This window comes from Hyalangium versicolor (assembly GCF_020103695.1).
In the GTDB taxonomy this organism is placed as follows: Bacteria; Myxococcota; Myxococcia; order Myxococcales; family Myxococcaceae; genus Hyalangium; species Hyalangium versicolor.
In genome coordinates this window covers 363,485-386,783 of record NZ_JAHXBF010000001.1, presented here as the reverse complement: position 1 = coordinate 386,783, position 23,299 = coordinate 363,485, and the positions used below count along the sequence as shown (strand labels likewise).

The following is a 23,299-nucleotide window of genomic DNA, read 5'->3' as shown; positions in this document are numbered from 1 at the left end:
GGATGCCAGGAAGGCTACCAGACTGAGTGCAGAGCGGCGATGACGCCGACGAGCCCCTCTCCCACGATGAGCCCGGCGGCCAGCGGCACCGCACGCCCCTCCACGGCGGAGGGACGTACACGCCGTGTCACGGCCATGGCCAGCCCTCCCAGGAAGAAGCTCACCGCCGTCGAAGCGGGCAGCAGACACGCCAACCCCATACCGAGCGGAGACGGAAACCAGCGCCGCCAGCGCTCGGGCAGCAGGTGCTCGGCCACGGTGAGCACGGCCGCGGCGAGCGCTGCCCACATCACGGCTGCTCGAATGGAGGGAGAGAGTCCGTCCAGACCCGCCGCGAGGACCTCGGCAACGCTCGCGGTGGTGAAGGCCCCGGGGGCTGGGAAGCGCGCTCCGCCCAGCGCGGAACGGTCGGGCACCAACAGATAGAAGAGGGGCACGACGACCACGGAGCCCACCACGGTCCCCACAAGCTGCGCGAGGAACTGGCGCCGAGGGTGAGCGCCGAGCAGGTGGCCCGTCTTCTGATCACTTAGGAGATCCGCCGAGGCGGCAGCCGCATTGACGGTGATGCTGGCCGTCACGAGGTTGGCCTCCACGTTGCGCGGCAGGAGCACTCCATAGGTGAGCTGTGTCACCTGCCCCAGCGCGCCCACGGGCGTGGCGTCCGTCTCGCCGGTGACGCGGCAGGACATGAGGCACAGGACGAACGAGAGCCCCACGGCGATCATCGCGTGAAGCACGGGTATGCCAAAGCCCACATAGGCCACGGCCACGGTGGCGGGAGTCAGCACACCAATGCCCGCGAGCAGCCAGCTCCCCGGCACCTGCAGTGCATCCACCGGCTGGGGCATCCGGTCCCGAGCGAAGACGACCCCTCGCAGCGCCCGCCCGAGCGTCCGCCCCTGAAAGGCGAAGTGCAGCAGCGACGACGTCGTCAGCGCGGCGGCGCCGGGCCAGAGCCCCCAGGTGAGGAGCGCCTCCACCCCACCCTCCACGGGGATGATGCCGGTGGAGATCAACCGAGGCGCCACCGCTCCATGAAACACCAGCGCGCCCAGCAACACCGACGCGGTGGTACGCAACCCCAGCAGCGCTCCAGCGCCCCAGGGCATCAGGCTCGTCTCCAGCGCGAACCCCAGGCTCGCCAGGGAAACTCCACCCAGCGACCCAGGCAGAGCCAACGCCACGGGGATGCGCCCCAGCGCTTCTCGTCCGAAGGTGATCACCCCGGCCACGAGCCCCCCGAGCCCCAAGGCCCGGAGCCGAGAAGCCGCCTTCTCCCCCTTCACGTGGAGCGAGTGCACGGTGACCGCGGCGGCGGTACCTGTGGCGAACGGCAGCTGCTCCCGGTCCACGAGTTGGCGCTTGAGCGGCACGGCGAAGAACACGCCCAGTGCGGACAGCAGGAACGTCCACGCCAGCAGCGTCCACACGGGAGGATGATGCCCCACGGTGAGCAGATATGCCCCCTGAGCGGACACCAACCCTCCCCCGGTGGCGTAGCCCGCCGCGGAGGCCACCGCCTGCGAGCAGCACGTCTCCAGCGGGGACAGGGACTCACCCGCCAGCCAGGGCACCACCCTCCGCCACATTCCGTGCGCCGCATACACCAGCAGTCCTGCCGTCACGGCCACGCCGAACTGGATGCCCATCTTCAACCCCGCATAGAGGTTGGTGGCGCACGTGACGAGGCCCACCGCGCTGCCCATCGCCACCGCACGCAGGGTGAGCTGCGGCAGCCGGTCTCCCTGGTACACCTCGCGCAGCCAGAAGGCGTCCACCTCTTCCGGAGTGCTACCGGGGACATGCAGCCGCATCTCCGAGGAGGACGGGGGCGCTGCGTCCTCGGGCTCGAGGCGAGGGGCGGGCTGGGCCATGGGGGAGCCGCCATCCTGCCACCGTGAAACCGCATGCACGAACGGTCCATTGGCGGACTGTAGGCAGAGGTACCCGTAGCGGAATATTTCCCGGTCGATAGAATCCGACCCGTTCCCGACTTTACTGCTTTTCCCACTAAGGAGGATTCGGATTCACTCTGAGTGGCACTTGCAGTCGCTGATCAACACCAAGAGCGTTGATACACTGAACATACTTTCACCAACGACCGAGCAACTTTCCGCCTGGTCGAGTAGGGTGCACCGCCATGACGCCAGAGAAGCTCGTCCACGCACAGACCGTCGAAGCGCTGTTCGGCCGTGCCTTCGAGAACCGCCTGACGCCGGCTTGCCGTGAGGCCCTCAAGCGGGTTGGGTTGGACCTGGATCGAAAGTTGGAGCGGTCCTACACGTTGGATCAATGGAAGGACTTCCTGCGGGTCGCCGCGGCCCACATCTATGGAGGCGTGCCGGCCGAGGCCGCGTACTACTCGCTGGGTGAGCGCTTCATGGATGCGTGGTTCGGGACGTTCTTCGGCAAGGCGCTGCTGGGAGTGGCCAAGCTGGCGGGCCCCCGGCGGATGCTCCTGCGCGCGGGCACCGGCATCCGGGCGGGCAACAACTTCAGTGAAGTCCGCGTCGTGGAGCGGAGCCCCACCTCAGTAGAGCTGTGGATCAATGATGTGATGGCGGATCAGCCCACGTTCGCGGCGGGGATGCTGTCTCGAGCGGTGGAGCTGGCCGGCGGCTGGCGCGTGGTGGCCATCCCCGAGGGCTTCGACGGAACGTCCTGCACGCTGCACATCCGCTGGTCCGAAGTGCCCGTCGTGGCGACCCTCAACGGGAACGCCACTGCGGATGGGCAAGCAGCCGCGCCTCGACCTCGGGCGTGAGTTCGGCCCCGTGGGGTGCGCGGGAGGAGGAGCGGCGCCACCGCTCCACCCACCGCTCTCCCAGGGGAGCCTCCAGGGACTCCAAGCGGGTTGAGGCCACCGTGGTCTCCCCCTTCGTACCGGTGGACACACCGGCACCCACGTAGAAACCCGCCAGTAGCAGCGTCACCCGCGTCGGCGTGGCGGCGCTGTAGGTCATCAGCAGAGCCCCCTCCCCCTCCTCGCGGCAGTGCGCGCGGACCCGCGCGAGCACACCCTCCGTCCACATCTCCGGGTTGGACGCCGGAGAGAAGGGATCGAAGTACACGAGGTCCGCGGGCGGCAGGGGCTGCTCCAGGTGGCCGATGGCATTGCCCAACAGGAGCCGCCAGCGAAGGCCCTCCCCTTCCCACACCCCGTCTCGCATGAGGGCTTCGGCCGCATCGCGGAAGGGCTGGAGGAAGGGAAAGCCTGCCGCATCGGCCAGGGCCAGCCGGAGCGGTGCGAGATCCACCTCCAGGCTCACCACTTCCAGCGGCCTGCGGCGCTCGGCCCCCAGCGCTCGGGCACACGAGAGCGCGGCCACCGCGTTGGTCGCGGCGCCCAGTCCCACATCAAGGATGACGAGCGGTGAACCCGGCTGGAGCAAGCGCTCGGCCAGACGGGGCTGCTCCACATAGAGCCGGAGCGCCTCCTGCCATGGCCCTACACTGGGGTGCATCACCTCGCCGTGCCCCAGGTGCCTCACGGCACGAGAGCCGTTGCGCAGGGTGACCAGCTCGAAGTCGCCGTCACGGGGATTGCTGTCGGCTCCGGGCGCCTCGTTCGGAGGTGACATCGCGCGTTCAGCCCACTTCCTTCAACGTGACGGCGTCGGGAGAGACATCTCCGCGCAGATCCTTCGGCGGAGCGATGGCCGCCCTCAGCTCGGAGTACACCTGGGCATAGGAACCCTTGAGGATCGCCTCGCGCAGCCGGCCCATGAGCAACTGGTAGTGACGCACGTTGTGGACGGAGAGCATCCGCGAGCCCAGGTGGTGCTTGCCCCGCATCAGGTGATGCAGGTAACCGCGCGTGTACTTCTTGCAGATGAGACAGTCACAGGCCGGATCCAGCGGCGAGTCATCCAGCTGGTAGACCATGCGGGTGATCCGGACCAGGCCCTGGAACGTGTAGGCATAGCCCTGCTGCGCCATCTTCGTGGGGATGATGCAGTCGAACATGTCCACGCCCCGCATCACCGCCTCGACCAGATCCATGGGAGTCCCCACGCCCATGAGGTAGCGCGGCTTGTCCGTCGGCAACGAAGCCGTCACGCGCGCCGTCATCGTCTCGCGCTCCTCCTTGGACTCCCCCACCGCCAGCCCACCAATGGCGAAGCCATCAAAAGGATGCGGGGTGAGGAAGGCGGCGCTCTCGTCTCGCAGGCGCGGGTGCACCCCGCCCTGGACGATGGCGAAGAGGGCCTGGCCGGTGGACTTCTTCTCCTTGGCCGCCAGGCTGCGCAGGGCCCACCGGTGGGTGCGCTCCATGGCCTCTCGGGTACCCGCCTCGTCCGTGCGCGAGTCGATGCACACGTCCAGCACCATCATGATGTCCGAGTTGATCGCCTGCTGCATGGCGATGCTGGACTCGGGGCTGAGGAGCTGACGGCTGTTGTCGTAGAAGCTGCGGAAGTGCGCGCCCTTCTCCTCGATGAGCCGGTCCTCCGGCAGCGAGAAGATCTGGAACCCACCCGAGTCCGTGAGCACCGCCCCATCCCACTGCATGAAGGGGTGGATGCCGCCGAACTTGCGGAACACCTCGGCGCCGGGCCGGAGCATGAGGTGGTAGGTGTTGGCCAGGAGGACCCGGGCCCCGGTGTCCCACACCTCCTCCATGCCCAGGTGGCGGAAGGCGGCATGGGTGGCCACCGGCATGAACATGGGGGTGGGGAACGAGCCCCGGCGGGTGTGCAGCACCCCGGCGCGGGCTCCAGTGGGATCTGTGGTGAGCAGCTCGAAGCGGACAGCCATTGGAGGCGCCTTATACCTGTGGAGCGACCGGTTCACCCGGACGATGTAAGCGCCCCTCCCCCCGCCCGGTTTCCGGACGGAGCGCCGGGCGCCAGTCCCATCCCACACCCGCCCCCTGCCCGAAAGCACCGGGTCGCCTGCAGGGGGGCATGAACGCTTGAGGCAGCGCGTTAAAAGGTCTCCACACCGTACCTTTAGCGGTGTTATTGCCCGCGCACGCCCATGTTCACCATCATCAACGTCTCCAAGGCCTACGGCCCCAAGAAGCTCTTCGAGGAGGTCAACGTCGCCTTCTCGCCCGGCCGCCGCTACGGCCTGACCGGCCCCAACGGGGCGGGCAAGTCCACCTTCATGAAGATCCTCGCGGGGGATGAGGAGGCGGACATGGGCACGGTGTCCCGGCCGAAGCGGCTGGGCATCCTGCGGCAGGACCACTTCCGCTACGAGGACACGCGCGTGCTGGACGTGGTGCTCATGGGCAACAAGCCCCTGTGGGACGCCATGCACGAGAAGAACACGCTGCTGGCCAAGGCGGACATCACCGAGGAGGACGGCAACCGGCTGGGCGAGCTCGAGGGTGTCATCGCCGAAGAGGACGGCTACGTCGCCGAGAGTGACGCGGCCACGCTGCTGGTGGGTCTGGGCATCGCGGAGCAGTTCCACGAGGGCCCCATGCGACAGCTCACCGGCGGCCTGAAGCTGCGAGTGCTGTTGGCGCAGGCGCTGTTCGGCAAGCCCGAGGGCCTGCTGCTCGACGAGCCCACCAACAACCTGGATATCGAGTCCATCCGCTGGCTGGAGAACTTCCTGAAGGAGTACCTGGGCGTGCTGATCACCATCAGCCACGACCGGCACTTCCTCAACGAGATCTGCACGCACATCGCGGACATCGATTACGAGACGATCATCCAGTACACGGGCGGCTACGACGAGATGGTGCACCAGAAGGCCCAGCTGCGCAGCCGCGTCGAGTCCGAGGTCAGCGAGAAGAAGAAGAAGATCGCCCAGTTGCAGGACTTCGTGGCGCGCTTCCACGCGGGTACTCGCGCCAGCCAGGTGCAGAGCCGCATCAAGCAGATCGAGAAGCTGCGCACGGATGACCTGAAGCGCTCGAACATCGCGCGGCCGTTCATCCGCTTCGACCAGAAGCAGGCCAGCGGCAAGCAGACGCTGATGATCGAGGGCATCCACAAGACCTTCGACGGCGTGCCGGTCATCAAGCCATTCAACTCGCTGGTGGTGAAGGGCGAGAAGATCTGCGTCATCGGCCGCAACGGCGTGGGCAAGTCCACGCTGGTGAAGATGATCGCGGGGCAGTTGGAGCCGGACGGCGGCAGCATCAAGTGGGGCCACCAGGCGTCCATGGGCTACCTGCCGCAGGACCACCACGGCACCATCCGCAAGGACACCACGGCGTTCGAGTGGCTGCGCGACATCAACGTCAAGCTCACCAACGAGGAGATCTCCGGCGTGCTGGGCCGGATGCTGTTCTCGGGTGAGGAGCGGATGAAGCCCACCAACACCCTCTCCGGAGGCGAGACGGTGCGGCTGCTCCTGTGCAAGCTGATGCTGACGCAGGACAACGTGCTGGTGTTCGACGAGCCCACCAACCACCTGGACCTGGAGTCCATCAGCGCGCTGGCCGAGGGCCTGAAGAGATACGAGGGCACAGTCATCGTCGTGACGCACGACCAGGAGCTCATCTCCGAGGTGGCCACCCGCATCTGGTCGCTGAAGGAGGGCAAGGAGGTGGTCGACTACAACGGGCCCTTCCAGGAGTTCCTGGAGAAGCACTCGGCCGACACGGTCATCCGGCGGCGCTAGGCGAGCGCTCTGGCCCCCGTGCTAGGATCCGCCCCGCCATGCTGAGAAAGACCTTCAAGCTGTTGAATGACCTGCGCCGCCTGCCAACGCTCCTCGAGAACGTGGCAAATGCGGCGAATGCGGCGTCCGCTTCCCAGGCGCCGGCCTCGTTCACTCCCTCGGTCAACGACCCCAACCGTGCGCCCAACCCCTTCTACCGGGTGACGGTGTCGCACCTGAGTGCGTTCATGGGGCTGTCGGAGCGGGCCAAAGCCGCGCTGGACGACATGAGCCGCGACGAGGGCTTCTCCGGCAATGCGGACCCCAGCATCCTCAGCCTCATCGACGCGCTCATCTCCGGCAATGCCAAGACGCGGGTGCTCCAGCTGGGCACGCTGGTGGGCTTCTCGACGGTGTTCGTCGCTGGAGCCCTGCAGCGCGTGAGCAACGTCACCGGGTCCTCCGTCCGGCTCGACACGGTGGACTGTGATGCTCCGAAGCAGGCGCGCGCCGCTCGCTACGTCAACGCCGCCGGGTTCGGCGACATCGTCCGCTTCCACGATGGCTTCTCGACGGACCAGAAGATCATCGATCGCCTGCGCGACGAGACGTACGACGTCATCTTCATCGACTCCAGCCACAACTACAGCCAGACCCTGATCGAGATCGACATCTACTGGCCGAAGGTGCGTCCCGGCGGCTACATGCTCTTCCACGACGCGGGGAGTGTGGCGGCCAACTACGATCCGCAGAAGGAAGGCGGAGTCCGCAAGGCGCTCGACGAGTGGCTGGCGAAGCGCCCCACGGATCTGCACTCGCACATGCTGCTGGAGCCGCCCTACTGGGCCAACCCTTGCGGTGCTTTCTGGGCTGTGAAGGCCGCGCCGACTGCAGTCTCCTGAGACGCGAGACAAGAGGCCGGTGGGCTGGCTGCGGCCCATCGGCGGACAGTGCTAGCGTGCCTGCTCCTCACCCAAGGAGGCACCATGTCTCGCACTGCTTGGAAGTTCCTGCTGCCCGCCCTGCTGCTCAGCACCGCTGCGCTCGCCGCTGGCTCGGCCGATGTGAAGGTGGGTACCGCCATCGAGAAGTATGAGGTGACCGGAGCCTCGGACACCTTCAAGGTTGCTCCCGAGACGAAGCTCTACGCGGGCACCAAGATCACCGGCATCGAGAACGACAAGGTCACGGTCGTCTTCGAGAAGGACGGCAAGGAGGCATCGCGGGTGGAGCTGAAGGTACCGCGGACGCCCTACCGCACCCACGCATACAAGACGATCCGCGCGGGTGACTCCGGTACCTGGACGGTGAAGGTGCTGGGCCCGGATGGAGCGGAGATCGGCTCCTCCAAGTTCCAGGTGGAAGTCTCCGGCTGACACCTGCCTGCGGCTCAGGGGCGTGTGACGATCACGCCCCCCTTCCCTACGGCGACGACGCGAGTCCCATCCGACATGATCCGGGAGGGAGAGACCGTGAGGTGGGGATCCTCGAGGGACCAGCTCGCCCCATCGGTCGAAGTGGCAATCACCGGAAGCGATGACTGAGCGTCCCGGCCCAAGAGGAAGAAGCCGGAGTCATCGCTGATCACGGAGAGCCACTGCACATCCGGGGTGGAGTGAAGGGCCCACGCCACTCCATCGAGCGACGTGTAGATGCTCTTCCTGGCCACGGCGACGAACTGCCCGTGTGCGTAGATGACATCCTGGAGAGAAACGGGAGTGCGCACCCCCGACAGCAACTGCCAGTCCCCAAAGGTGCTGGCGACGTAGATCAACCCTCCCGGCCCCAAGGGAAATCCGTGAGGGTGGATCCCCACCCAACGAGAGGCTCCCACGGCGAGCCCTTGGGGTCCCCAGGGGATCTCGTAGGAGACCGGAGTCCACGTCAGCCCATCGGGAGAGGTGGCCCCACCCTGCTCGCCACTCACCGCGAACAGCTCTCCATTCGAGGCCACATCGGACAGGCGGATATCCCTTCCACTGCTCCGCAGCTCCCACTGCTCGCCATCCGCGGAGAGGAGCACACCGCCCGCCTGGCCCACCGCCATGAAGCGGCCCTCGAGGAACCGGACCTGGTTCAGGTCTTCAGCCGTTCCGGAGTTCCGCTTCGTCCACGTCACTCCATCGGGAGATGTCTGGATGGTCCCGTTGGCGCCGACCGCCACGAAGAGCGAGTTCCCCCTCGCGACACCGTTCAGGGCTCGCGTCGTGGGCTCTGCCTCCCTCCAGCTCACTCCATCCGAGGAGAGGAAATGGCTGGCCCCGCCAGCGATGCGCAGACTGCCCACCATGTTGATGGCGGTCAGGTCCTCGAGCGAGGGCACGGAGGCCGGAGCCCAGGACACGCCGTCCGGAGAGGTGAGCAACGTGCCCTTCTCTCCCACTGCGATGAACTGCGTGCCGTCGAAGAGCACGTCGTACAGGTACACGTGGACATCGGGGAGGGACGTCCAGTGGAGCCCATCCGAGGAGGTCTCGATGAAGCCCGAGTTCACGCCGACATAGGTGTTGGCTCCGAAGGCCACTCGCACGGGGAAGTCCGAGACGTCTCCATGCAGTGTCCAGGTGATGCCATCGGGCGAGGTGAGGCTCCCTGCAATGAACTGGCCCGCGGCGTAGATGACGGAAGTGAGATAGCGGCTCTGGCGAATCACCCGCGCCGTCCAGGTCACTCCGTCGGGGGACGAGAGGATGGAGCCCTGGTGAAGCGCACTGTCTCCTCCCACGGCGACGAAGATGGAGCCATTGAAGCTCACATCCTCCAACCCGTCCCCGATGGGCATGGGAGCCCAGGATGTCCAGATCACTCCATCGGGCGAGGAGAAAAGCTGGGGACCCGAGGAGTTGTTCACGCCTCCAGCCCCGACCGCCACGAAGATCCCCTGGCCGAAGGTGACGTCTCGCAGGCGGGCGTTGAGCTGGGCTTTGCGCTCCCAGATGCTCCCATCATGGGAGAGACAAACCTCGCCTTCGCTTCCCACACTCACGAAGGTGTCATGCCCGAAGGCAACTCCTCCAACAGACTGGAGACACTCCCGAGGACTCTGGCGGATCGTCCAGGGCATGCCGCCATCCGGAGGGGGGCCCTGAGGTCCTCCATCGGGAGGAGGCCCTGCGTCCGGGCTCTCGGGAGGAGTCGCTGCGTCCGGCTGACCGGAGGAAGGTGAGCCAGCGCAGGCCGAGAGCACGACAGCGACGAGCACAATCCAGGCAAGGAGAAGCGAGCGCGGCATGGCTGTCCTCAGTCAGGGCTGCCCAACACGGCACGCATCTCGGACAGATCGCGATCCAGCTCGGCCTTGCGTGCCGCATGCAGCTCGAACGAGGTGAAGGGCACCGCGTCGAACTCACGAGACGCCGAGGCCGCCACGCGCTCCAGGCCCTCGCGGGTGATGAGCCCCCGCCGAAAGGCCTCGGTGGCCGCGCCCACGTAGGTGTCGAAGACGAAGACGCCCTTCTGGGCCATGGCCTTGCGCTCGTCGGCGCTCATGTTCGTGACGTTGTGGATGAAGACGGCCTTCATGTCCGAAGGCGCCGTACCCACCGCCTTGGCTCCAAAGATCGCGTCGCCCTGGCCGCTGTCTCCGATGAAGACGCTCTTGTACTCGGGGAAGAGCTGGCGGTACTGCTGCCAGTTGTCGAACTTCTTCTCGGCGATGTTCGAGTTGCCGATGAGGTGCAGGAAGTCGCCCGAGAGCACGGTGGCGTTCTTCAGGCCGTTCTCGTCCAGCATGGCGCGGGTGAGGCCCTCCGCCAGTCCGGCTCGATCGTAGGGCCGAGCGGAGAGAAAGGTGAGATCGCCCTCGCGGTCCGGTGAAGCGCCAGCTCCCTTATCCAGCTCGGAATAGAACGCCTTCACCCCCGGGTACACGGTCTTGCCTGGATACCGGTCGTCCTTGAGGTTCGCGTAGAAGGTGTCGTCGATGTCGCTCAGCACCTTCACCTGCCCTGTGGCCTGGGCCTGCTGGCGGAAGTGATCGAGCAGCTGCGAGCGAATGCCCGCGTTGTCGATGTCGTGGAACACCAGCTGCTGAAGATCGTGATAGTCGCCGCCCCCGTCCACGGCGTTCTTGAGCGCGGTGAGCGCGGAACCCTGGGTGCCGAGGAAGATGTCGCGCACGGCCTCTTCGGCCTTCGAACCGGTCCGGTGGTACTGCAAGGCGTCGATGACGCGGGCGCGGTTATCGATGCTCAGGTCTCCCAGGCGGTCCTTCGAGAACAGCGCGAGGAGCGCGTCGTGGTTCTGGGGACCAAACAGGTGGTTGTCCATGTCTCCCATGAGCCCGTGAAGCTCGTCTCGGGACATTCGGGAGAGCACCTGATTGAACTCTCCGGGTGAAGCGGAGTGGAGCAAATCCAGGATCTGCTTCTCCTCGCCACGATCGGTGTGGCCGCGCATCCACCCGCGCAGTTGAGAGAGCTGTGCATCCACGGGCGAGGGCGTGGATGCCTCGAAGCTGCTGACAGCGGAGGCCAGGTTCGCGGCCGCGGCGCTCGCAGCGGGAGTGCGCGCAGCCACCGTGTTGCTTGTCGGCTCTTCCTTCGAAGTCGGAGCCTTGACCTGCGAGTTCGGTCCCTGCGGAGTGATCCTGGCCATGGAGACTGAACGCTACCAGCCCCTTCTTTCAGGCCGCAAACCGCCGGGTTTGCAGGTCAACTCGAGCGTGTGCCGCGCCGCAGCAGGAAGATCCCGAGGCCGAAACCCGCGGCCCACTTCGCGGCGGCCGCGAGCGGAGTGCTCCGCAGCGGTGGAGGCTCGGAAGGCGCGGGAGGCGGAGGACGGAAGTCCGTGGCACCGGGCAGCCGGACACCGGCGCTCTCCACCTCGGTCTTGGTGGCCGCCACCGGAACACCGCCCTCCCCTGGCACCCTCTGGCCGGGAGACTTCCCCTCGGGAGAACGGTGCTCGATGATCGCGTTGATCTCCGCGCCCACCAGGATGACCTGCGCCGAGATCCACATCCACATCAGCAGGACGATCACACCGCCGATGGCGCCGTAGTTCGCGTCATAGCTGCCGAAGTTGGTCACGTAGACCGAGAAGCCCCACGAGGCGATCAACCAGACGACCACACCCACGGCGGAGCCGGGGGTGATGAACTTGAACCGCTGCTTCACGTCCGGCAGCGCGTAGTAGAGCACCGCCCACAGGAACATCATCAGCAGGCCGGCCACGGGCAGGCGCAGCCAGGTCACCAGCGTGGGGAACGGTCCACCGATCTTCTGAGCCAGAGGTGGAGTGGCCACGGCCACCGCTGCCGCGAGGATGGAGAAGACCGCGGTGAACAGCGTCACCAGGATGGCGATGCCTCGCACCTTCCAGAACGGCCGCTTGTCCTCCACGCCATAAACGGTGTTGAGCGCCGTCATGAGGGCCACCATGCCGCCCGACGCGGCCCAGATGGCACCCAGACCGCCCACCGTCAGCAGCCCCACGTTTTTGCTGGCGGCCAGAGCCTGGAGCCGCTCTCCGAGGATGGACACCACCTCGCGAGGCGCGACCTGGGCCAGCTGATGGATGAGCACCTGGGCCTGTGCGGGATCGATGATCACGCTGGCCAACGACACGAGAAAGAGCAGGAACGGGAAGATCGCCAGCACGCCGAAGAAGGTCAGCGCGCCGGCCACGTCACTGATCTTATCGCGCGAGTACTCGTTCTTCAGGTTCTTGAAGAACTCTTTCCAACCCATCCCCTTGCCCGGGAGAACCATTTCGCCTCCTCGACAGTGTCCCGCAGGGAGGATGCGCACTCACTCCCGGGCTGACGGCTGCCCTGGCTGGAGCGCTCGAAGGAACGCTCCCACAGCAGGCAGGCGGAGAGGCGAAAGGCTCAGCCCGCGTAGGCGGTCAGCACCGGCGCGTCCTTCAGACGCGGGGCGGCAGCGTCCTTGGCGGACAGCTTCGGCGTTTCGGAGATCGGCCAGGGGATGGCCAGATCGGGATCGTTCCAGATGATGGAGCGCTCGTGCTCGGGCGCGTAGAGCGCGGTGCACTTGTACTGGAAGTCAGCGGACTCGGAGAGGACGCAGAAGCCGTGCGCGAATCCGGGCGGCACCCAGAACTGGCGCTTGTTCTCCGCGGACAGCTCCACGCCGACGAACTTGCCGAAGGTGGGCGAGCCCTTCCGGATGTCCACGGCCACGTCGTACACGGCGCCAGCCACCACCTGGACGAGCTTGCCCTGGGGCTGGGGCTCCTGGAAGTGGAGCCCGCGCAGCGTGCCCTTCACGGAGCGCGAGTAGTTGTCCTGAACGAAGGGCCCGGGGATGCCGGCGTCCGCGTAGCGCTTGGAGTTGAACGTCTCCAGGAAGAAGCCGCGCTCGTCCCCAAACACCTTCGGCTCGATGATGAGGACGCCGGGGATCTCCGTGGGGATGACCTTCACGACACGGCTCCCTTGGAGTTGATGAGCGCGAGCAGGTACTGGCCGTACTCGTTCTTGCGCATGGGCTCGGCGAGCGTCGCGACCTGGGCCGCGTTGATGTAGCCCATGCGGTAGGCGATCTCCTCGGGGCAGGCGACCTTGAGGCCCTGGCGCTGCTCGATGATCTCGATGAAGTTCGAGGCCTGCATGAGCGACTCGTGGGTGCCGGTGTCGAGCCACGCGTAGCCACGGCCCATGAGCTCGACCTGGAGCTGCCCGCGGCGCAGGTACTCGGCATTGACGTCGGTGATCTCGAGCTCGCCGCGCTTGGAGGGCTTGAGGTTGGCGGCGATGTCCAGCACCTGGTTGTCGTAGAAGTAGAGGCCGGTGACGGCGTAGTTGGACTTGGGCTTGGCCGGCTTCTCCTCGATGGAGAGCGCGCGGTTGTTGGCGTCCATCTCCACCACGCCGTAGCGCTCGGGATCCTTCACGTAGTAGCCGAACACGGTGGCGCCCTTGGGATGCTTCGCGGCGCGCTGCACCAGTTCGCTCAGGCCGTGACCGTAGAAGATGTTGTCGCCGAGGATGAGGCAGGAGGTGTCCTGGCCCACGAATTGCCGGCCGATGATGAACGCCTGGGCGAGGCCCTCGGGGCGAGGCTGCTCGGCGTACTCGAAGCGGACGCCCCACTGCTCACCCGTGCCAAGCAGCTCTCGGAAGCGCGGCAGATCCGAGGGCGTGGAGATGATGAGGATCTCCTTGATCCCGGCCAGCATGAGCGTGGTGACGGGGTAGTAGATCATCGGCTTGTCGTAGATGGGCAGCAGCTGCTTGCTGACGACGCGAGTCAGCGGGTACAGGCGCGTGCCTGAACCACCGGCGAGAACAATGCCTTTCATCATCCACCTCGAGAGGGCGTGGTTGCTGCCTTCCACGCCGCATGGAAACGAGCGAGCGACTCGGACAGGGACAGGGGCTTCGCGGAGAGCTGGGAGCGGACCTTGTCCACCTTCAGCCCGCTGCGCAGGGGGCGAGGGCTGGCCAGCTTGAGATCCGCCAGCTTCGAGGGGCTCATGGGGCCCGGATCGAACCCGAACACCTCGCACAGCGCCTTGCCAAAGGAGTAGCGATCGACCACCTCGCCACCGCAGGTGTTCCAGATGCCGCCCAGCTTGCGGACACCCAGCTCCACGAGCATCGCCGCGACGCTGTCTGCGAAGCTGGGCGAGACGAACTGATCCTCGAAGAGCTTGAGGGGCTGCTTCTTCTCGAGCGCGCCCACCAGCCACGCGCCGAAGTTGGGGCGGCCGGCGGGAGGCCAGCCGAACACCACCGCCGTGCGAGCAATGGCGCAGCCAGGGACGAAGACGCGTGCGGCCTGCTCACCCATGTGCTTGGTGATGGCGTAGACGCCGCGCGGGTTGGGCAGGGCCTCCTCGTCATAGGGCCCATGGTCGCCATCGAAGACGTAGTCCGTGGAGACGTGAACCAGATGAGCCCCCACGCGGCGCGCGCCCTTGGCCACGGCGGCGGCGGCGGTGACGTTGGCGGCGTAGGCGGCTTCCGGGTTCTTCTCGCAGGCATCCACCTCGGTCATCGAGGCAGGGTGGATGATCACCTCGGGCGAGGCGGACTCGATGGCGGTGAGGACATCCGCCTCGAGCGTGAGATCGACGGCCAGGTAGCGGTAGGCACCGTCAGTGCGCTTGCCTCCCCGGCCGAGCCCCACCACTTCATGTCCGGCCTGCTCCAGCTGCGCGCAGACGCGGCTGCCGACCAGCCCGTTGGAACCCGTGACGAGGAAGCGCATGCGAGAGCTCCGGCGGGGACTAGCCCTTGAGACGGGCGCGGTACTGGGTCTCGAAGTACTGACGGTAGGCACCGCTCATCACGCGCTCCCACCAGGCGGAGTTGTCCACGTACCACTTCACGGTCTCGGCCAGACCCTGCTCGAAGGTCTGCGAGGGCGACCAGCCCAGCTCCGTCTTGATCTTCGTGGGATCGATGGCGTAGCGGCGATCGTGGCCGGGCCGGTCCTTGACGAACTTGATGAGGGACTCGGGCTTGCCGACCAGGCCGAGGATGGCCTTGACGATGTCGATGTTCTTGCGCTCGGAGTTGCCGCCGATGTTGTAGACCTCGCCGGCCTTGCCCTTCTCCAGCGCGGTGACGAGCGCGGAGCAGTGGTCATCCACGTGGAGCCAATCGCGCACGTTGCCGCCATCACCGTAGACGGGCAGCGGCTTGTCGTGCAGCGCGTTGGCGACCATGAGGGGGATGAGCTTCTCGGGGAACTGATAGCGCCCGTAGTTGTTCGAGCACCGGGTGACGACCACGTCCATCCCGAAGGTGTGGTGATAGGCCAGCGAGACGAGGTCCGAGCTCGTCTTCGAAGCCGAGTACGGGCTCGACGGCTGGAGCGGAGACGTCTCGGTGAACAAGCCGGTGGGACCGAGCGAGCCATACACCTCGTCGGTGGACACCATGAGGAAGCGCTTGAGGCCGCGCGAGCGGGCCGCCTCGAGCAGGCGCTGGGTGCCGAGCACGTTGGTGGCGACGAAGACCTCGGGGCCGAGGATGGAGCGATCCACGTGGCTCTCGGCGGCCAGATGCATGATGGCGTCGATGGAGTGCTGCGCCATCAGGTGCTCGATGAGCTCCCCGTTGCCGATGTCGCCTCGGACGAAGACGTGCTTGGGATCGCCTTCGAGCTCGGAGAGGTTCTCGAGATTGCCCGCGTACGTGAGCTTGTCGAGGTTGACGACCTTCCACTCCGGGCGGTGCTTGCGGATGTACTTCACGAGGTTGGAGCCGATGAACCCGCAACCCCCCGTAATCAGGACGTTCATTTCGACTTACTCTGAGAAATCAAGGGATTGGGTCTGGCTATCGGATCGGCTCCGCCACGTCAAGGTTACCTTGTGCCGGCTGCGCTCCGGGGATAGAGGCGCAGTCTATCGTGATGCGTCGGAAAAGCAGGCGTGCCAGCGGACCATCGCCCGTCCGGGCCGTCCATCAGCTGTTGCCACGGCTGGCGTGGGGTGACGCGGTGGGCAATCAGGTGCGCTACCTCCAGGCGCTCCTGAGGGGTTGGGGCTACGCGTCGGAGATCTATGCCGACCAATGGGATGCGGAGTGCCGGGAGCAGGTCCGGCCCGCAGAGTCATGGCTAAGGGAGGCAGATGAGGACTCGGTGCTCCTCATCCACCACAGCTTCGAGTCCCGGCAAGTGCCGCTGATCGCGAGGGGCCCTGGGCGCAAAGCACTCGTGTACCACAACGTCACGCCGGCCTCTCTGTTCGAGGGCTTCGATCGGAAGGTGTCGGCGGCATGCGAAGCGGCCAGGGAGGAGCTGCTGGCGCTGCGGCCGCACGTGGAGGCGGCGTACGCGTATTCGCACTTCAGCGCCGAGGAGCTGACGGCGGGAGGATTCTCGCACGTGGCGGTGCTGCCGTTCGCGCTGGACTGGAACGCGTTCCACGCACCGCCGGATCCGACGTTCCAGGCGGAGTTCGACGACGGCTGCGCGAACATCCTCTTCGTGGGGCGAGCGGTGCCGAGCAAGCGCATCGACGACGTGATGCGCGTGTTCGCGGCGTACCAGCGGCTCTATCAGCCGAGGAGCCGCTTGTTGATCGCGGGCTACCTGAACCGGGAGACCCCATATGGAACGTACCTGCATGGGGTGAAGGAGCTGCTGGGAGCGGAACGCGTCCACCTTCTGGGCCGGGTGAGCGCCTCGCAGCTCTCGGCATGCTACGCGGTGGCCACGGCCTACCTGTCGATGAGCCGGCACGAGGGATTCGGCGTGCCGCTGTTGGAGGCCATGGAGCGCGGAGTGCCGGTGGTGGCGTACGGCGCGGCGGCAGTGCCCGAGACGATGGGCGGAGCCGGACTGGCCACGAGGACGCGCGATCCCCTCGAGGTGGCGCAGCTGCTGGCGGTGCTGGAACGAAAGCCCGAGCTACGCCAGAAGGTCATCGCCGGGCAGCGGGCACGGCTCGCGGCGCTGGGACAGGAAGCGGTGGCCCAGCAGATTCGCGAAGGGCTTCGCCCCCTCCTCGAGGGATCCTTGGCGCCGACGACAGAGCCCCCTCTGTCCGAACGGGTTGATCTCGTGTGCCCAGGCTATGTGAGCCACCCGCGAGCCCCCTCCTCACTGCTCACACGGAGGTTGGCGGAGGAGCTTCCAGAGGCTCGCGTGCTGGCGCTGAGCTCCACGACCCTGCATACCGTCAGCCCTCGCGTGCAACAGGAGAAAGGCTTCTCGGTCTGGAGCTTCAGTCCTGATCAGCCTCTACCAGTCGCCGCGAGTGCGGATGCTCCGCTGCCGGGCTCGTCGTCGCTGGAGCTGGCCGTGCGGACCACCCGTGCGACGCCGGTGTTCCTCGATGCGACGACGCTCGTGGCGAGGAGCGCACTGCCTCACGTTCAGCAACGAGCGTGGGCCGTACATGAAGCCTCAGCACCCGTATCCCCCGAGGCGCGGGCGCTCGAAGAACGGCTCATCCCATACGATGCAGGAAAGCTGGAGGCGGCCCTCCACCGGTTGGTGGAGCCCTTGCGCCGTCCAGGAGTCACCCATGCGCGCTGAAGAACTCTTCACGGACCCGGCCCTGGCGGCCACGGTCGCCGCTGAGACCGAGCAACTCCCCTCCCCCACTCCCGAGGCACGCGAGGCCCTGCGCACTACTCTGGAGCGGACAGAGCGGGCTCCCACGGAGGCGCAGTGGCCGCCCCTGCTGGAGACGCCACGACAGAAGAAGGATTCGCGCTACGCGGAGCCCGCCACCTCACACCGCCCGGTGGTGGGTCCGGCGCTGGTGCTGGCCAAGCGCGCCTTCCGCCTGGCCTTCCAGCCATTCATCAACGAGGTGCTGCGCAAACAGGTGGAGTTCAACGAAGCCATCCTGGACTCGCTGGCGCTCATCTACGAGCAGCAGCGAGAGAACGCGCGCACCCAGGCGGCCTGGCGCAAGGAGCTCAACGAGCGCCTCGCGCGGCTCGATCAACGGCCTTAGAAGCGCTGGCGCCGATCCTCGCGGGTCTCGCGCCGATCCTCACGGTTCTCGCGGTGGTCCTCGCGAAGCTCACTGTGGTCCTGCTGGATCTCCTGCTGCGCCAGCCCGATGAGATCCACGATGAGCGAGCGCATCCGCTGCAGGTCCGCCGGCCTCCGGCTGCCCATGAGCGGGGACAGCTCCCAGGCAATGGCGGAACGGGTCCGATGAGAAGCCGCCTCCGCGCGCGCATCCTGCACGTCATCGCGCCGGTCGCGGCGGTCGTCCCTCAGGTCCCGGCGATCATTCGCGAAGGCCACCGGCTTGCCCCACATCTCGTCGCGGCCCAGCTCCCGCCGGTCTCCGTGCACCTCGCGGTTGTCTCGACGAACCTCGGCCTGGGACTGCGCCATCTCCTTCTTGCCCTCGGCCAGCTCCTGACGCAGGAGCTCGCGCAGCCGGGACTCCACGGCGGACATCTCTCGCTCGTTGCGCTGGGCCCACGCATTGTCGAAGCGGCTCAGGACGGCTTGCAGCTCGGCCAGGTCCTTCCGGTCGTCCCGAATCGCGCGTTGATCCTGGCGGACCTCCTGGCGGTCCTGGGCTCGCTCCTGGCGGTTGCGCGGGGGCTGGGCATATGCGGCGCTGGCGATGAAGAACGAGGCGGCGAGGGCAGTGGTGATTCGGTTCATGACGTTCATCCTAGGCGCTGGAGGAGCCATCGGGCTCCATGTTCACGAAGCCTCAGACGGGCCCCTGGAGCCTTTATTCGAACGCTTCGCCCGGTTGTCCTACATCGGGATCAACTCGCGGCACCATAGACCTGCCGTGCGTGCGTGAGCGCGGCACGAAGCTGCTCTCTCCAGACCGGTCCCGGGGGAGCCCGCATCTCGACGGAGACCCACCGTTCGTACTTCGCCTGCCTGAGGGCGGCGGCGAACTGCTCGTGCGTCACGCTGCCTGTCCCGATTGGAGCCAGGTTGGCCTCGCTGACATGGAAGTGCTGGCTCACCCGCAGCGCCTCCAGCAACGCGTCATCCACCGGCTCCCCACTGAGCGTCATTCCCCCCGCATCCAGGTGCAGGCAGAAGCCAGGGCTCCCCACCTTGCGTACCAGTGCCAGCCCCTGCTGAGAGGTGGTGACGTAATCGCAGCCGTACACGCTCGGGTTGGGCTCGATGCACAAGCGCGTCCCATGCTCCGCGGCCAGCTGACCGAGCCCATGGAAGAACGGCAGCGCGATGTCCTCTACATGGGAGGGAGACAATGAGCCGGCCAGCCGGTTCTTCGGCGAGCCGAACACCAACGCCCCGACCCCCAGCTTGCCCCCGAGGCGAATCATCCCCGCGAGATGCTCGAACGTCTCCGCGCGCTTCGTAGCATCACCGAAGATCGTGAGGTCGGGCCGTCCGAAGAGCAGGGCTTGCATGGCAACAATGGGCAGGCCTCGCCGCTCCCAGGACTCGCGATAGGCCCGGATCTCCGCATCGCTGACCTGGAGAGGCTGAGCCCAGACCGCCGTGGGGGCAATCTCCACACCCTCGAAGCCCAGCTCGCGCAACAGTCCGGCCACCTCCGCCTCGTCCGAACGAGCCCAGGCGATGTTCGACGCCGCCATCCTCATCACGCCTGCCTCCGGCTCGAGTCGACGAACGCCTTCATCGCTCGAAGCACCTGTCCTCGATCGTAGAAGTAGCCGTTCCGCCCTCCATACAGTGCCGCATGCTTGCTGCGCAGATCGTAGCGTGCAGGGCCAGGCATCGGCTGATGGAACTCCCTTGCGAATGCCTCCCTGGCCAGCTCCGACACACGAACAGGCTCAGCGGTGAAGTTCACCACGCCAAGCCCATGCGCCAGCGCCGTCTGGACATCCCGCCACAGGTTGCCCAGATCGTAGAACTGGAAGACCCCCTCGGAGTTGATGGCTTCCACGCGGTTGTCATGGAGGAAGTCATAGACGACGTTCTTCTTCAGCCCCGGCCCGAACAGGCCCGGCAGACGGACGACGAGCGTGTCGAAGCGCTCCTGCAGGAACAGCTCCAACCGCCGCCGGTGCCGGCCGTACGCACCCGCCTTCTCCCAATCGATGAGCGAGTCCTCATCCACCTCGACAGGTGAGGGGTACACGTCCACCGTCGAGATGAGGATGACCTTGCGGGCGGACACCTCACGCAGGTGCCCCATCAGCCCCTGGAGGATCTCCCAATCCCGCTCCGGCTCCTTGTTCGCCTTCCACTTCTCCGCGGGAGCACCGGAACAGACGAGCACGTCGTACTCCTTGCCTCGGATCTCCTGGATGTTCTTCGAGTTGAAGAGCGCCTCGAAAGGCCGTTGGCACAGCAGGTTGCCTCCCACGAAGCCGGTGTGGCCGATGAGCGCATCAGGCATGGGGCTGCTCCCGAGAGCTGGAAGGAGGATCGTAGCGATGGAGGCACGCGTTCATCAGCGTCTGGAGCACGAGCAGGTTGCCGCGCACGGCACTGATCTTGGTGGGCACCGGCCCCTTGCCGGGATAGCGCCGGGACACGGGAACCTCGAGCACCCGGAAGCCCAGCTCCGGGGCGCGGATGGCCAGGTAGTAGTGCAACTCGTAACGGGAGAAGACGTCCCGGAAGGGAGCCACGCGAGGATCCGCGAGGAACCGGCGGCTGTAGGCCCGGAAACCGTTGGTGGTATCCGTGTAGCGAGCCCCCGCCGCCAGGCTGATGAGCGGGGCGTGCACCAAGCGGATTCCCAACCACCGCATGGGCGGAGTGTTCTCCGCCTCGCCCCCGGGGATGAAGCGCGAACCCTGGACGTGGTCGTACCCCTCGTCCAGCGCCTTCAGGAAGAGAGGGATGGCGCCCGGATCGTCCTTGTTGTTGCCGTCGATGGTGACAATCCCCTCGTAGCCCTGCTCCAGCGCGTAGGCGAAGGCCATGCGCATCTGGGCGCTGAGCTTGCCGGGCCCTGTCTTCACCAGCACCGTGCGCACACCGGCCGGCCCCACGAGCTCCGACGCCACCGAGCTGTCCGTGCTGCCACCGTCCGCGATGATGACGTCCACCGTGTCCATCAACGGCTGCATGCGCGAAAGCTGCTTCGCGAGCTTCTCCCCCTCGTTGATCACGGGGATGCAGACGCAGTAGCGAGTGCGCCGGGGACGCAGCTCCACGACACGGGACGCGGGCACCTCCCAAGACAGGTCCGGCACGGCCTCAACCATTCGACACCTTCGGGAGCGGAGCGGACTCGGGGACGACGTTGGTGCGGCGCTCGGCCACCAGCACGTTGCTGTTGCGCTCTTCCATCACGTAGTACAGGGGCCGCTCCGAGGACTCCTCCACCAGACGGCCGATGTACTCCGCCAACACCGCCAGCAACGTGAAGAGCAGGAAGAACATGCCCGAGGACTGGAGCGACATCGTCGTCCACCCCTCCTGCACCTGCGGCATGAACAGGTAGATGCCCACCACGTAGCTCATGTAGAGCAGGTTCAACAGGCTCGCCCCTACGCCCACCCATGTCACCCACCGCAGCGGATGCGTGGAGTACGCCACGATCATCCCAATGGCGAGCGACACCGCGTCGAAGAAACCGCGCCGCCGCCGCGAGCTCCTCGACACCGGCGTGTAGACGAAGCTCTGGCTGGCGTAGCCTACGTAGAAGCTGAGCAGGCTCAGGTAGCGGTAGCGATCCTTGATTCGGGAGATGGCATTCACCACCTGCCGGCTGAGCACCCGGAACTCGGTGCCGTTGCGAGGCAGCCGCCATCGGAAGACGAAACGGGCCAGCCCATAGAAGATGAAGGCGCCCAGCCTCAGCCACAGCGGATCTCCCTCGCGGTTGCGCCGCACCCCGAAGACCACCCCCTGGCCAGCGCGCGCCTGGGCCACCAGCTCGGGGATGAGGGACGGAGGATCGCACTCGGGCAACATCACCACCGTGTAGTCGCCGATCACCGACTCCAACCCGGAGGCAATGGCGATCTCCGTGCCGAACTTGCGCGACAGCCGGAGGTAGCGCACGCACGCATGGCGCCCCAGGGCTTCCTTCACCCGCTCGGCCGTATCGTCGCTCGAGCCATCATCCACCAGCACCAACTCATAGTTGGTGTAGTTCGCTTGGAGGATCCCCGTCACTTCATCGAGGAAACCGTTGATGATGGAGCCGCAGTTGCTCAGGGGCACCACCACCGACACGAAGCAGTCCACCAGCCCCATCAGTTCAGCTCCCCGCGCTTGCGCAGCACGTCAACCTCCTGCAGCACGTCGTAGATGTTGTCGATCTTGCCCCCCATCAGGCAGATGAGGTTCTTCAGCCCGTGATCGCGCTTGAAGAGGATGGGCCGGCTGTCATCCACCTCGCTCGACGGCAGCACTGTCTTCATCTCCCAGAGAGACTCGACGTAGCGGCAGCCCTCCATCACCGGCAGGTACCTCTGCGCGTCGCGGAGCATGAGCTCGAAGTTCGTCCTGCGCTCGTAGTTCTCCAGGTGCTGGTAGGGGTCCCGGCCGCAGCCGTCCGCCATGTCCTGCCACGAATGGTGGGGCGTGTAGCGCACGTGGCTCAAGGTGTGCAGCCCCTTGGACGGAAAGGGCATCACCGAAAAGAAGGGCCCACACATCACCGTCACCCCGACCTCCCGTAACTCGGGCGGCACCTCCACCAGGGCCATCTCCGCCACCTCGTACTTGAGCGGCAGCGTGCGCAACCCCGACGCCTGGAGCAGCGCGTTGAGCCGGGCGTAGGTGCAGTTGAAGACATACCTCGCCACCACCTGATCCCCTGCCCCGTCCTCCCGCAGATCCACCGCGATGCACCCGTCTCGCCAGGGAGAGAGCTTCGTGACTTCCGTGCGCATGCGCAGTTGGGTGCTCGTCTCCCAAAGCTCGCGGAGCACCCTCTCGCGCAGTTTCACCGCGTCGAATGCGAACTCCTGCACGCGAAAGACGCTCTCCACCCGGTCGGGATCGAACAGGGCTCGCACCTGGGGAGTAGCAGGTTCGATGGGAGCACCGATGCGCTCGCAGAAGGTCTGGAACTGGTTGGCGGTGACATGCGAGTGCTGCAACGCGATGGGATAGAACTTCTCGAAATCACTGCGGATACAGTCCGCGTATTCACTGACAAAGCGACCAAAGTTCACTCGGGAGCGCAGCGCTGTCAGCAGGCTGCGCGGATAGTGATAGCCATTGTGGACCCGCGCCTGATTGGCATAGGAGGCGCGCCTCATCGGCTCGGGTTCACGCTCCACGAGGAGCACCCGGCCGAGGAAGCCACTCAAGTGGCGCGCGAGGCTGCATCCAAAGAAGCCCGCGCCAATGACTACCGCATCGTATGTCTGGCTATGACCTACGGGCATACACTCGATGGAGTCACACCCGCGTGA

At 66.3% G+C, this 23,299-nt stretch carries 22 protein-coding genes; 6 read left to right on the top strand and 16 right to left on the bottom strand.

Annotation, left to right across the window (positions count from 1 at the left end; genetic code table 11):
- Positions 1 to 14: 14 nt before the first annotated feature.
- Positions 15 to 1,877 carry an OPT family oligopeptide transporter gene (locus KY501_RS01345; RefSeq protein WP_224360504.1) on the bottom strand — a complete coding sequence of 621 codons (1,863 nt, stop codon included), beginning with the start codon at positions 1,875 to 1,877 and terminating at the stop codon, positions 15 to 17.
- 266 nt (positions 1,878 to 2,143) lie between these two features.
- Here KY501_RS01345 and KY501_RS01340 point away from each other — a divergent pair, with 266 nt between their 5' ends.
- Positions 2,144 to 2,767, top strand: a complete 624-nt coding sequence (locus KY501_RS01340; RefSeq protein WP_224360503.1) for a DUF2378 family protein — start codon at positions 2,144 to 2,146, stop codon at positions 2,765 to 2,767.
- Here the strand turns inward: KY501_RS01340 and KY501_RS01335 are convergent.
- On the bottom strand, positions 2,712 to 3,584 hold the full coding sequence (locus KY501_RS01335) for a tRNA (5-methylaminomethyl-2-thiouridine)(34)-methyltransferase MnmD (protein WP_224360502.1): 873 nt from the start codon (positions 3,582 to 3,584) through the stop codon (positions 2,712 to 2,714). The genes KY501_RS01340 and KY501_RS01335 overlap by 56 nt on opposite strands.
- Positions 3,585 to 3,591: 7 nt before the next feature.
- Positions 3,592 to 4,761, bottom strand: a complete 1,170-nt coding sequence (gene tgt / locus KY501_RS01330) for a tRNA guanosine(34) transglycosylase Tgt (RefSeq protein ID WP_224360501.1) — start codon at positions 4,759 to 4,761, stop codon at positions 3,592 to 3,594.
- A 222-nt stretch (positions 4,762 to 4,983) separates the two neighbouring features.
- Between tgt and KY501_RS01325 the strand changes: the two genes are divergently transcribed.
- The 3 genes from KY501_RS01325 (at position 4,984) to KY501_RS01315 (ending at position 7,940) form a co-directional block, all read left to right on the top strand.
- Positions 4,984 to 6,585, top strand: coding sequence for an ABC-F family ATP-binding cassette domain-containing protein (locus tag KY501_RS01325; protein WP_224360500.1), 1,602 nt, complete (start codon positions 4,984 to 4,986; stop codon positions 6,583 to 6,585).
- Positions 6,586 to 6,623: 38 nt separating this feature from the next.
- Entirely contained in the window at positions 6,624 to 7,466 is an 843-nt protein-coding gene (locus KY501_RS01320; RefSeq protein WP_224360499.1) for a class I SAM-dependent methyltransferase, read from the top strand.
- An 84-nt stretch (positions 7,467 to 7,550) separates the two neighbouring features.
- Positions 7,551 to 7,940 carry a DUF2914 domain-containing protein gene (locus KY501_RS01315; protein WP_224360498.1) on the top strand — a complete coding sequence of 130 codons (390 nt, stop codon included), beginning with the start codon at positions 7,551 to 7,553 and terminating at the stop codon, positions 7,938 to 7,940.
- A 14-nt stretch (positions 7,941 to 7,954) separates the two neighbouring features.
- On the opposite strand, the gene KY501_RS01310 is transcribed toward KY501_RS01315, so the two are convergent.
- The 7 genes from KY501_RS01310 to rfbB all read right to left on the bottom strand — a co-directional run bounded on the left by KY501_RS01310 (position 7,955) and on the right by rfbB (position 15,777).
- Complete coding sequence (locus tag KY501_RS01310; protein ID WP_224360497.1) at positions 7,955 to 9,796, bottom strand: sialidase family protein; 1,842 nt, start codon at positions 9,794 to 9,796, stop codon at positions 7,955 to 7,957.
- Positions 9,797 to 9,804: 8 nt separating this feature from the next.
- Positions 9,805 to 11,160, bottom strand: coding sequence for a phosphatase domain-containing protein (locus tag KY501_RS01305; protein WP_224360496.1), 1,356 nt, complete (start codon positions 11,158 to 11,160; stop codon positions 9,805 to 9,807).
- A gap of 56 nt (positions 11,161 to 11,216) precedes the next feature.
- Positions 11,217 to 12,275: a YihY/virulence factor BrkB family protein gene (locus KY501_RS01300; protein WP_224360495.1), complete on the bottom strand. Its 1,059-nt coding sequence runs from the start codon at positions 12,273 to 12,275 to the stop codon at positions 11,217 to 11,219.
- A 119-nt stretch (positions 12,276 to 12,394) separates the two neighbouring features.
- A complete protein-coding gene (rfbC, locus tag KY501_RS01295) occupies positions 12,395 to 12,949 on the bottom strand; it encodes a dTDP-4-dehydrorhamnose 3,5-epimerase (protein ID WP_224360494.1) in 555 nt (184 codons plus the stop codon).
- Positions 12,946 to 13,827, bottom strand: coding sequence for a glucose-1-phosphate thymidylyltransferase RfbA (rfbA, locus tag KY501_RS01290; RefSeq protein WP_224361056.1), 882 nt, complete (start codon positions 13,825 to 13,827; stop codon positions 12,946 to 12,948). The genes rfbC and rfbA overlap by 4 nt, the downstream gene beginning before the upstream one ends.
- A complete protein-coding gene (locus KY501_RS01285; RefSeq protein WP_224360493.1) occupies positions 13,827 to 14,738 on the bottom strand; it encodes an SDR family oxidoreductase in 912 nt (303 codons plus the stop codon). Before KY501_RS01285 ends, rfbA begins: the two co-directional genes overlap by 1 nt.
- A 19-nt stretch (positions 14,739 to 14,757) precedes the next feature.
- A complete protein-coding gene (gene rfbB / locus KY501_RS01280; RefSeq protein ID WP_224360492.1) occupies positions 14,758 to 15,777 on the bottom strand; it encodes a dTDP-glucose 4,6-dehydratase in 1,020 nt (339 codons plus the stop codon).
- Between the two features lie 113 nt (positions 15,778 to 15,890).
- Between rfbB and KY501_RS01275 the strand changes: the two genes are divergently transcribed.
- Together KY501_RS01275 and KY501_RS01270 are read left to right on the top strand one after the other, a co-directional pair.
- Positions 15,891 to 17,522 carry a glycosyltransferase gene (locus KY501_RS01275; protein WP_224361055.1) on the top strand — a complete coding sequence of 544 codons (1,632 nt, stop codon included), beginning with the start codon at positions 15,891 to 15,893 and terminating at the stop codon, positions 17,520 to 17,522.
- Positions 17,512 to 17,949, top strand: coding sequence for a hypothetical protein (locus KY501_RS01270; RefSeq protein WP_224360491.1), 438 nt, complete (start codon positions 17,512 to 17,514; stop codon positions 17,947 to 17,949). Before KY501_RS01275 ends, KY501_RS01270 begins: the two co-directional genes overlap by 11 nt.
- On the opposite strand, the gene KY501_RS01265 is transcribed toward KY501_RS01270, so the two are convergent.
- From KY501_RS01265 to KY501_RS01240, 6 genes are all read right to left on the bottom strand, one after another.
- Positions 17,946 to 18,620, bottom strand: coding sequence for a hypothetical protein (locus KY501_RS01265; RefSeq protein WP_224360490.1), 675 nt, complete (start codon positions 18,618 to 18,620; stop codon positions 17,946 to 17,948). The two genes, KY501_RS01270 and KY501_RS01265, sit on opposite strands and share 4 nt — an antisense overlap.
- A gap of 110 nt (positions 18,621 to 18,730) precedes the next feature.
- Complete coding sequence (locus KY501_RS01260; protein WP_224360489.1) at positions 18,731 to 19,546, bottom strand: sugar phosphate isomerase/epimerase family protein; 816 nt, start codon at positions 19,544 to 19,546, stop codon at positions 18,731 to 18,733.
- A 5-nt stretch (positions 19,547 to 19,551) separates the two neighbouring features.
- Positions 19,552 to 20,316 (bottom strand): NAD-dependent epimerase/dehydratase family protein, encoded by a 765-nt coding sequence (locus KY501_RS01255; RefSeq protein ID WP_224360488.1) that lies wholly within the window; start codon positions 20,314 to 20,316, stop codon positions 19,552 to 19,554.
- Positions 20,309 to 21,133 carry a glycosyltransferase family 2 protein gene (locus KY501_RS01250; RefSeq protein ID WP_224360487.1) on the bottom strand — a complete coding sequence of 275 codons (825 nt, stop codon included), beginning with the start codon at positions 21,131 to 21,133 and terminating at the stop codon, positions 20,309 to 20,311. Before KY501_RS01250 ends, KY501_RS01255 begins: the two co-directional genes overlap by 8 nt.
- Positions 21,126 to 22,130 (bottom strand): glycosyltransferase family 2 protein, encoded by a 1,005-nt coding sequence (locus KY501_RS01245; protein ID WP_224360486.1) that lies wholly within the window; start codon positions 22,128 to 22,130, stop codon positions 21,126 to 21,128. The genes KY501_RS01250 and KY501_RS01245 overlap by 8 nt, the downstream gene beginning before the upstream one ends.
- Positions 22,130 to 23,272, bottom strand: coding sequence for an NAD(P)/FAD-dependent oxidoreductase (locus KY501_RS01240; protein WP_224360485.1), 1,143 nt, complete (start codon positions 23,270 to 23,272; stop codon positions 22,130 to 22,132). The genes KY501_RS01245 and KY501_RS01240 overlap by 1 nt, the downstream gene beginning before the upstream one ends.
- Between the last annotated feature and the right edge of the window lie 27 nt (positions 23,273 to 23,299).

Coding starts and splice junctions, on each gene's coding strand:
- KY501_RS01240 (WP_224360485.1), bottom strand. CDS start 23,272: ATGCCCGTAGGTCATAGCCAGACATACGATGCGGTAGTCATTGGCGCG.
- rfbA (WP_224361056.1), bottom strand. CDS start 13,827: ATGAAAGGCATTGTTCTCGCCGGTGGTTCAGGCACGCGCCTGTACCCG.
- KY501_RS01345 (WP_224360504.1), bottom strand. CDS start 1,877: ATGGCCCAGCCCGCCCCTCGCCTCGAGCCCGAGGACGCAGCGCCCCCG.
- KY501_RS01250 (WP_224360487.1), bottom strand. CDS start 21,133: ATGGTTGAGGCCGTGCCGGACCTGTCTTGGGAGGTGCCCGCGTCCCGT.
- KY501_RS01270 (WP_224360491.1), top strand. CDS start 17,512: ATGCGCGCTGAAGAACTCTTCACGGACCCGGCCCTGGCGGCCACGGTC.
- KY501_RS01315 (WP_224360498.1), top strand. CDS start 7,551: ATGTCTCGCACTGCTTGGAAGTTCCTGCTGCCCGCCCTGCTGCTCAGC.
- KY501_RS01255 (WP_224360488.1), bottom strand. CDS start 20,316: ATGCCTGATGCGCTCATCGGCCACACCGGCTTCGTGGGAGGCAACCTG.
- KY501_RS01265 (WP_224360490.1), bottom strand. CDS start 18,620: ATGAACCGAATCACCACTGCCCTCGCCGCCTCGTTCTTCATCGCCAGC.
- KY501_RS01285 (WP_224360493.1), bottom strand. CDS start 14,738: ATGCGCTTCCTCGTCACGGGTTCCAACGGGCTGGTCGGCAGCCGCGTC.
- KY501_RS01305 (WP_224360496.1), bottom strand. CDS start 11,160: ATGGCCAGGATCACTCCGCAGGGACCGAACTCGCAGGTCAAGGCTCCG.
- KY501_RS01325 (WP_224360500.1), top strand. CDS start 4,984: ATGTTCACCATCATCAACGTCTCCAAGGCCTACGGCCCCAAGAAGCTC.
- tgt (WP_224360501.1), bottom strand. CDS start 4,761: ATGGCTGTCCGCTTCGAGCTGCTCACCACAGATCCCACTGGAGCCCGC.
- KY501_RS01300 (WP_224360495.1), bottom strand. CDS start 12,275: ATGGTTCTCCCGGGCAAGGGGATGGGTTGGAAAGAGTTCTTCAAGAAC.
- KY501_RS01275 (WP_224361055.1), top strand. CDS start 15,891: ATGCGTCGGAAAAGCAGGCGTGCCAGCGGACCATCGCCCGTCCGGGCC.
- KY501_RS01245 (WP_224360486.1), bottom strand. CDS start 22,130: ATGGGGCTGGTGGACTGCTTCGTGTCGGTGGTGGTGCCCCTGAGCAAC.
- KY501_RS01335 (WP_224360502.1), bottom strand. CDS start 3,584: ATGTCACCTCCGAACGAGGCGCCCGGAGCCGACAGCAATCCCCGTGAC.
- rfbB (WP_224360492.1), bottom strand. CDS start 15,777: ATGAACGTCCTGATTACGGGGGGTTGCGGGTTCATCGGCTCCAACCTC.
- KY501_RS01310 (WP_224360497.1), bottom strand. CDS start 9,796: ATGCCGCGCTCGCTTCTCCTTGCCTGGATTGTGCTCGTCGCTGTCGTG.
- KY501_RS01320 (WP_224360499.1), top strand. CDS start 6,624: ATGCTGAGAAAGACCTTCAAGCTGTTGAATGACCTGCGCCGCCTGCCA.
- KY501_RS01260 (WP_224360489.1), bottom strand. CDS start 19,546: ATGGCGGCGTCGAACATCGCCTGGGCTCGTTCGGACGAGGCGGAGGTG.
- KY501_RS01340 (WP_224360503.1), top strand. CDS start 2,144: ATGACGCCAGAGAAGCTCGTCCACGCACAGACCGTCGAAGCGCTGTTC.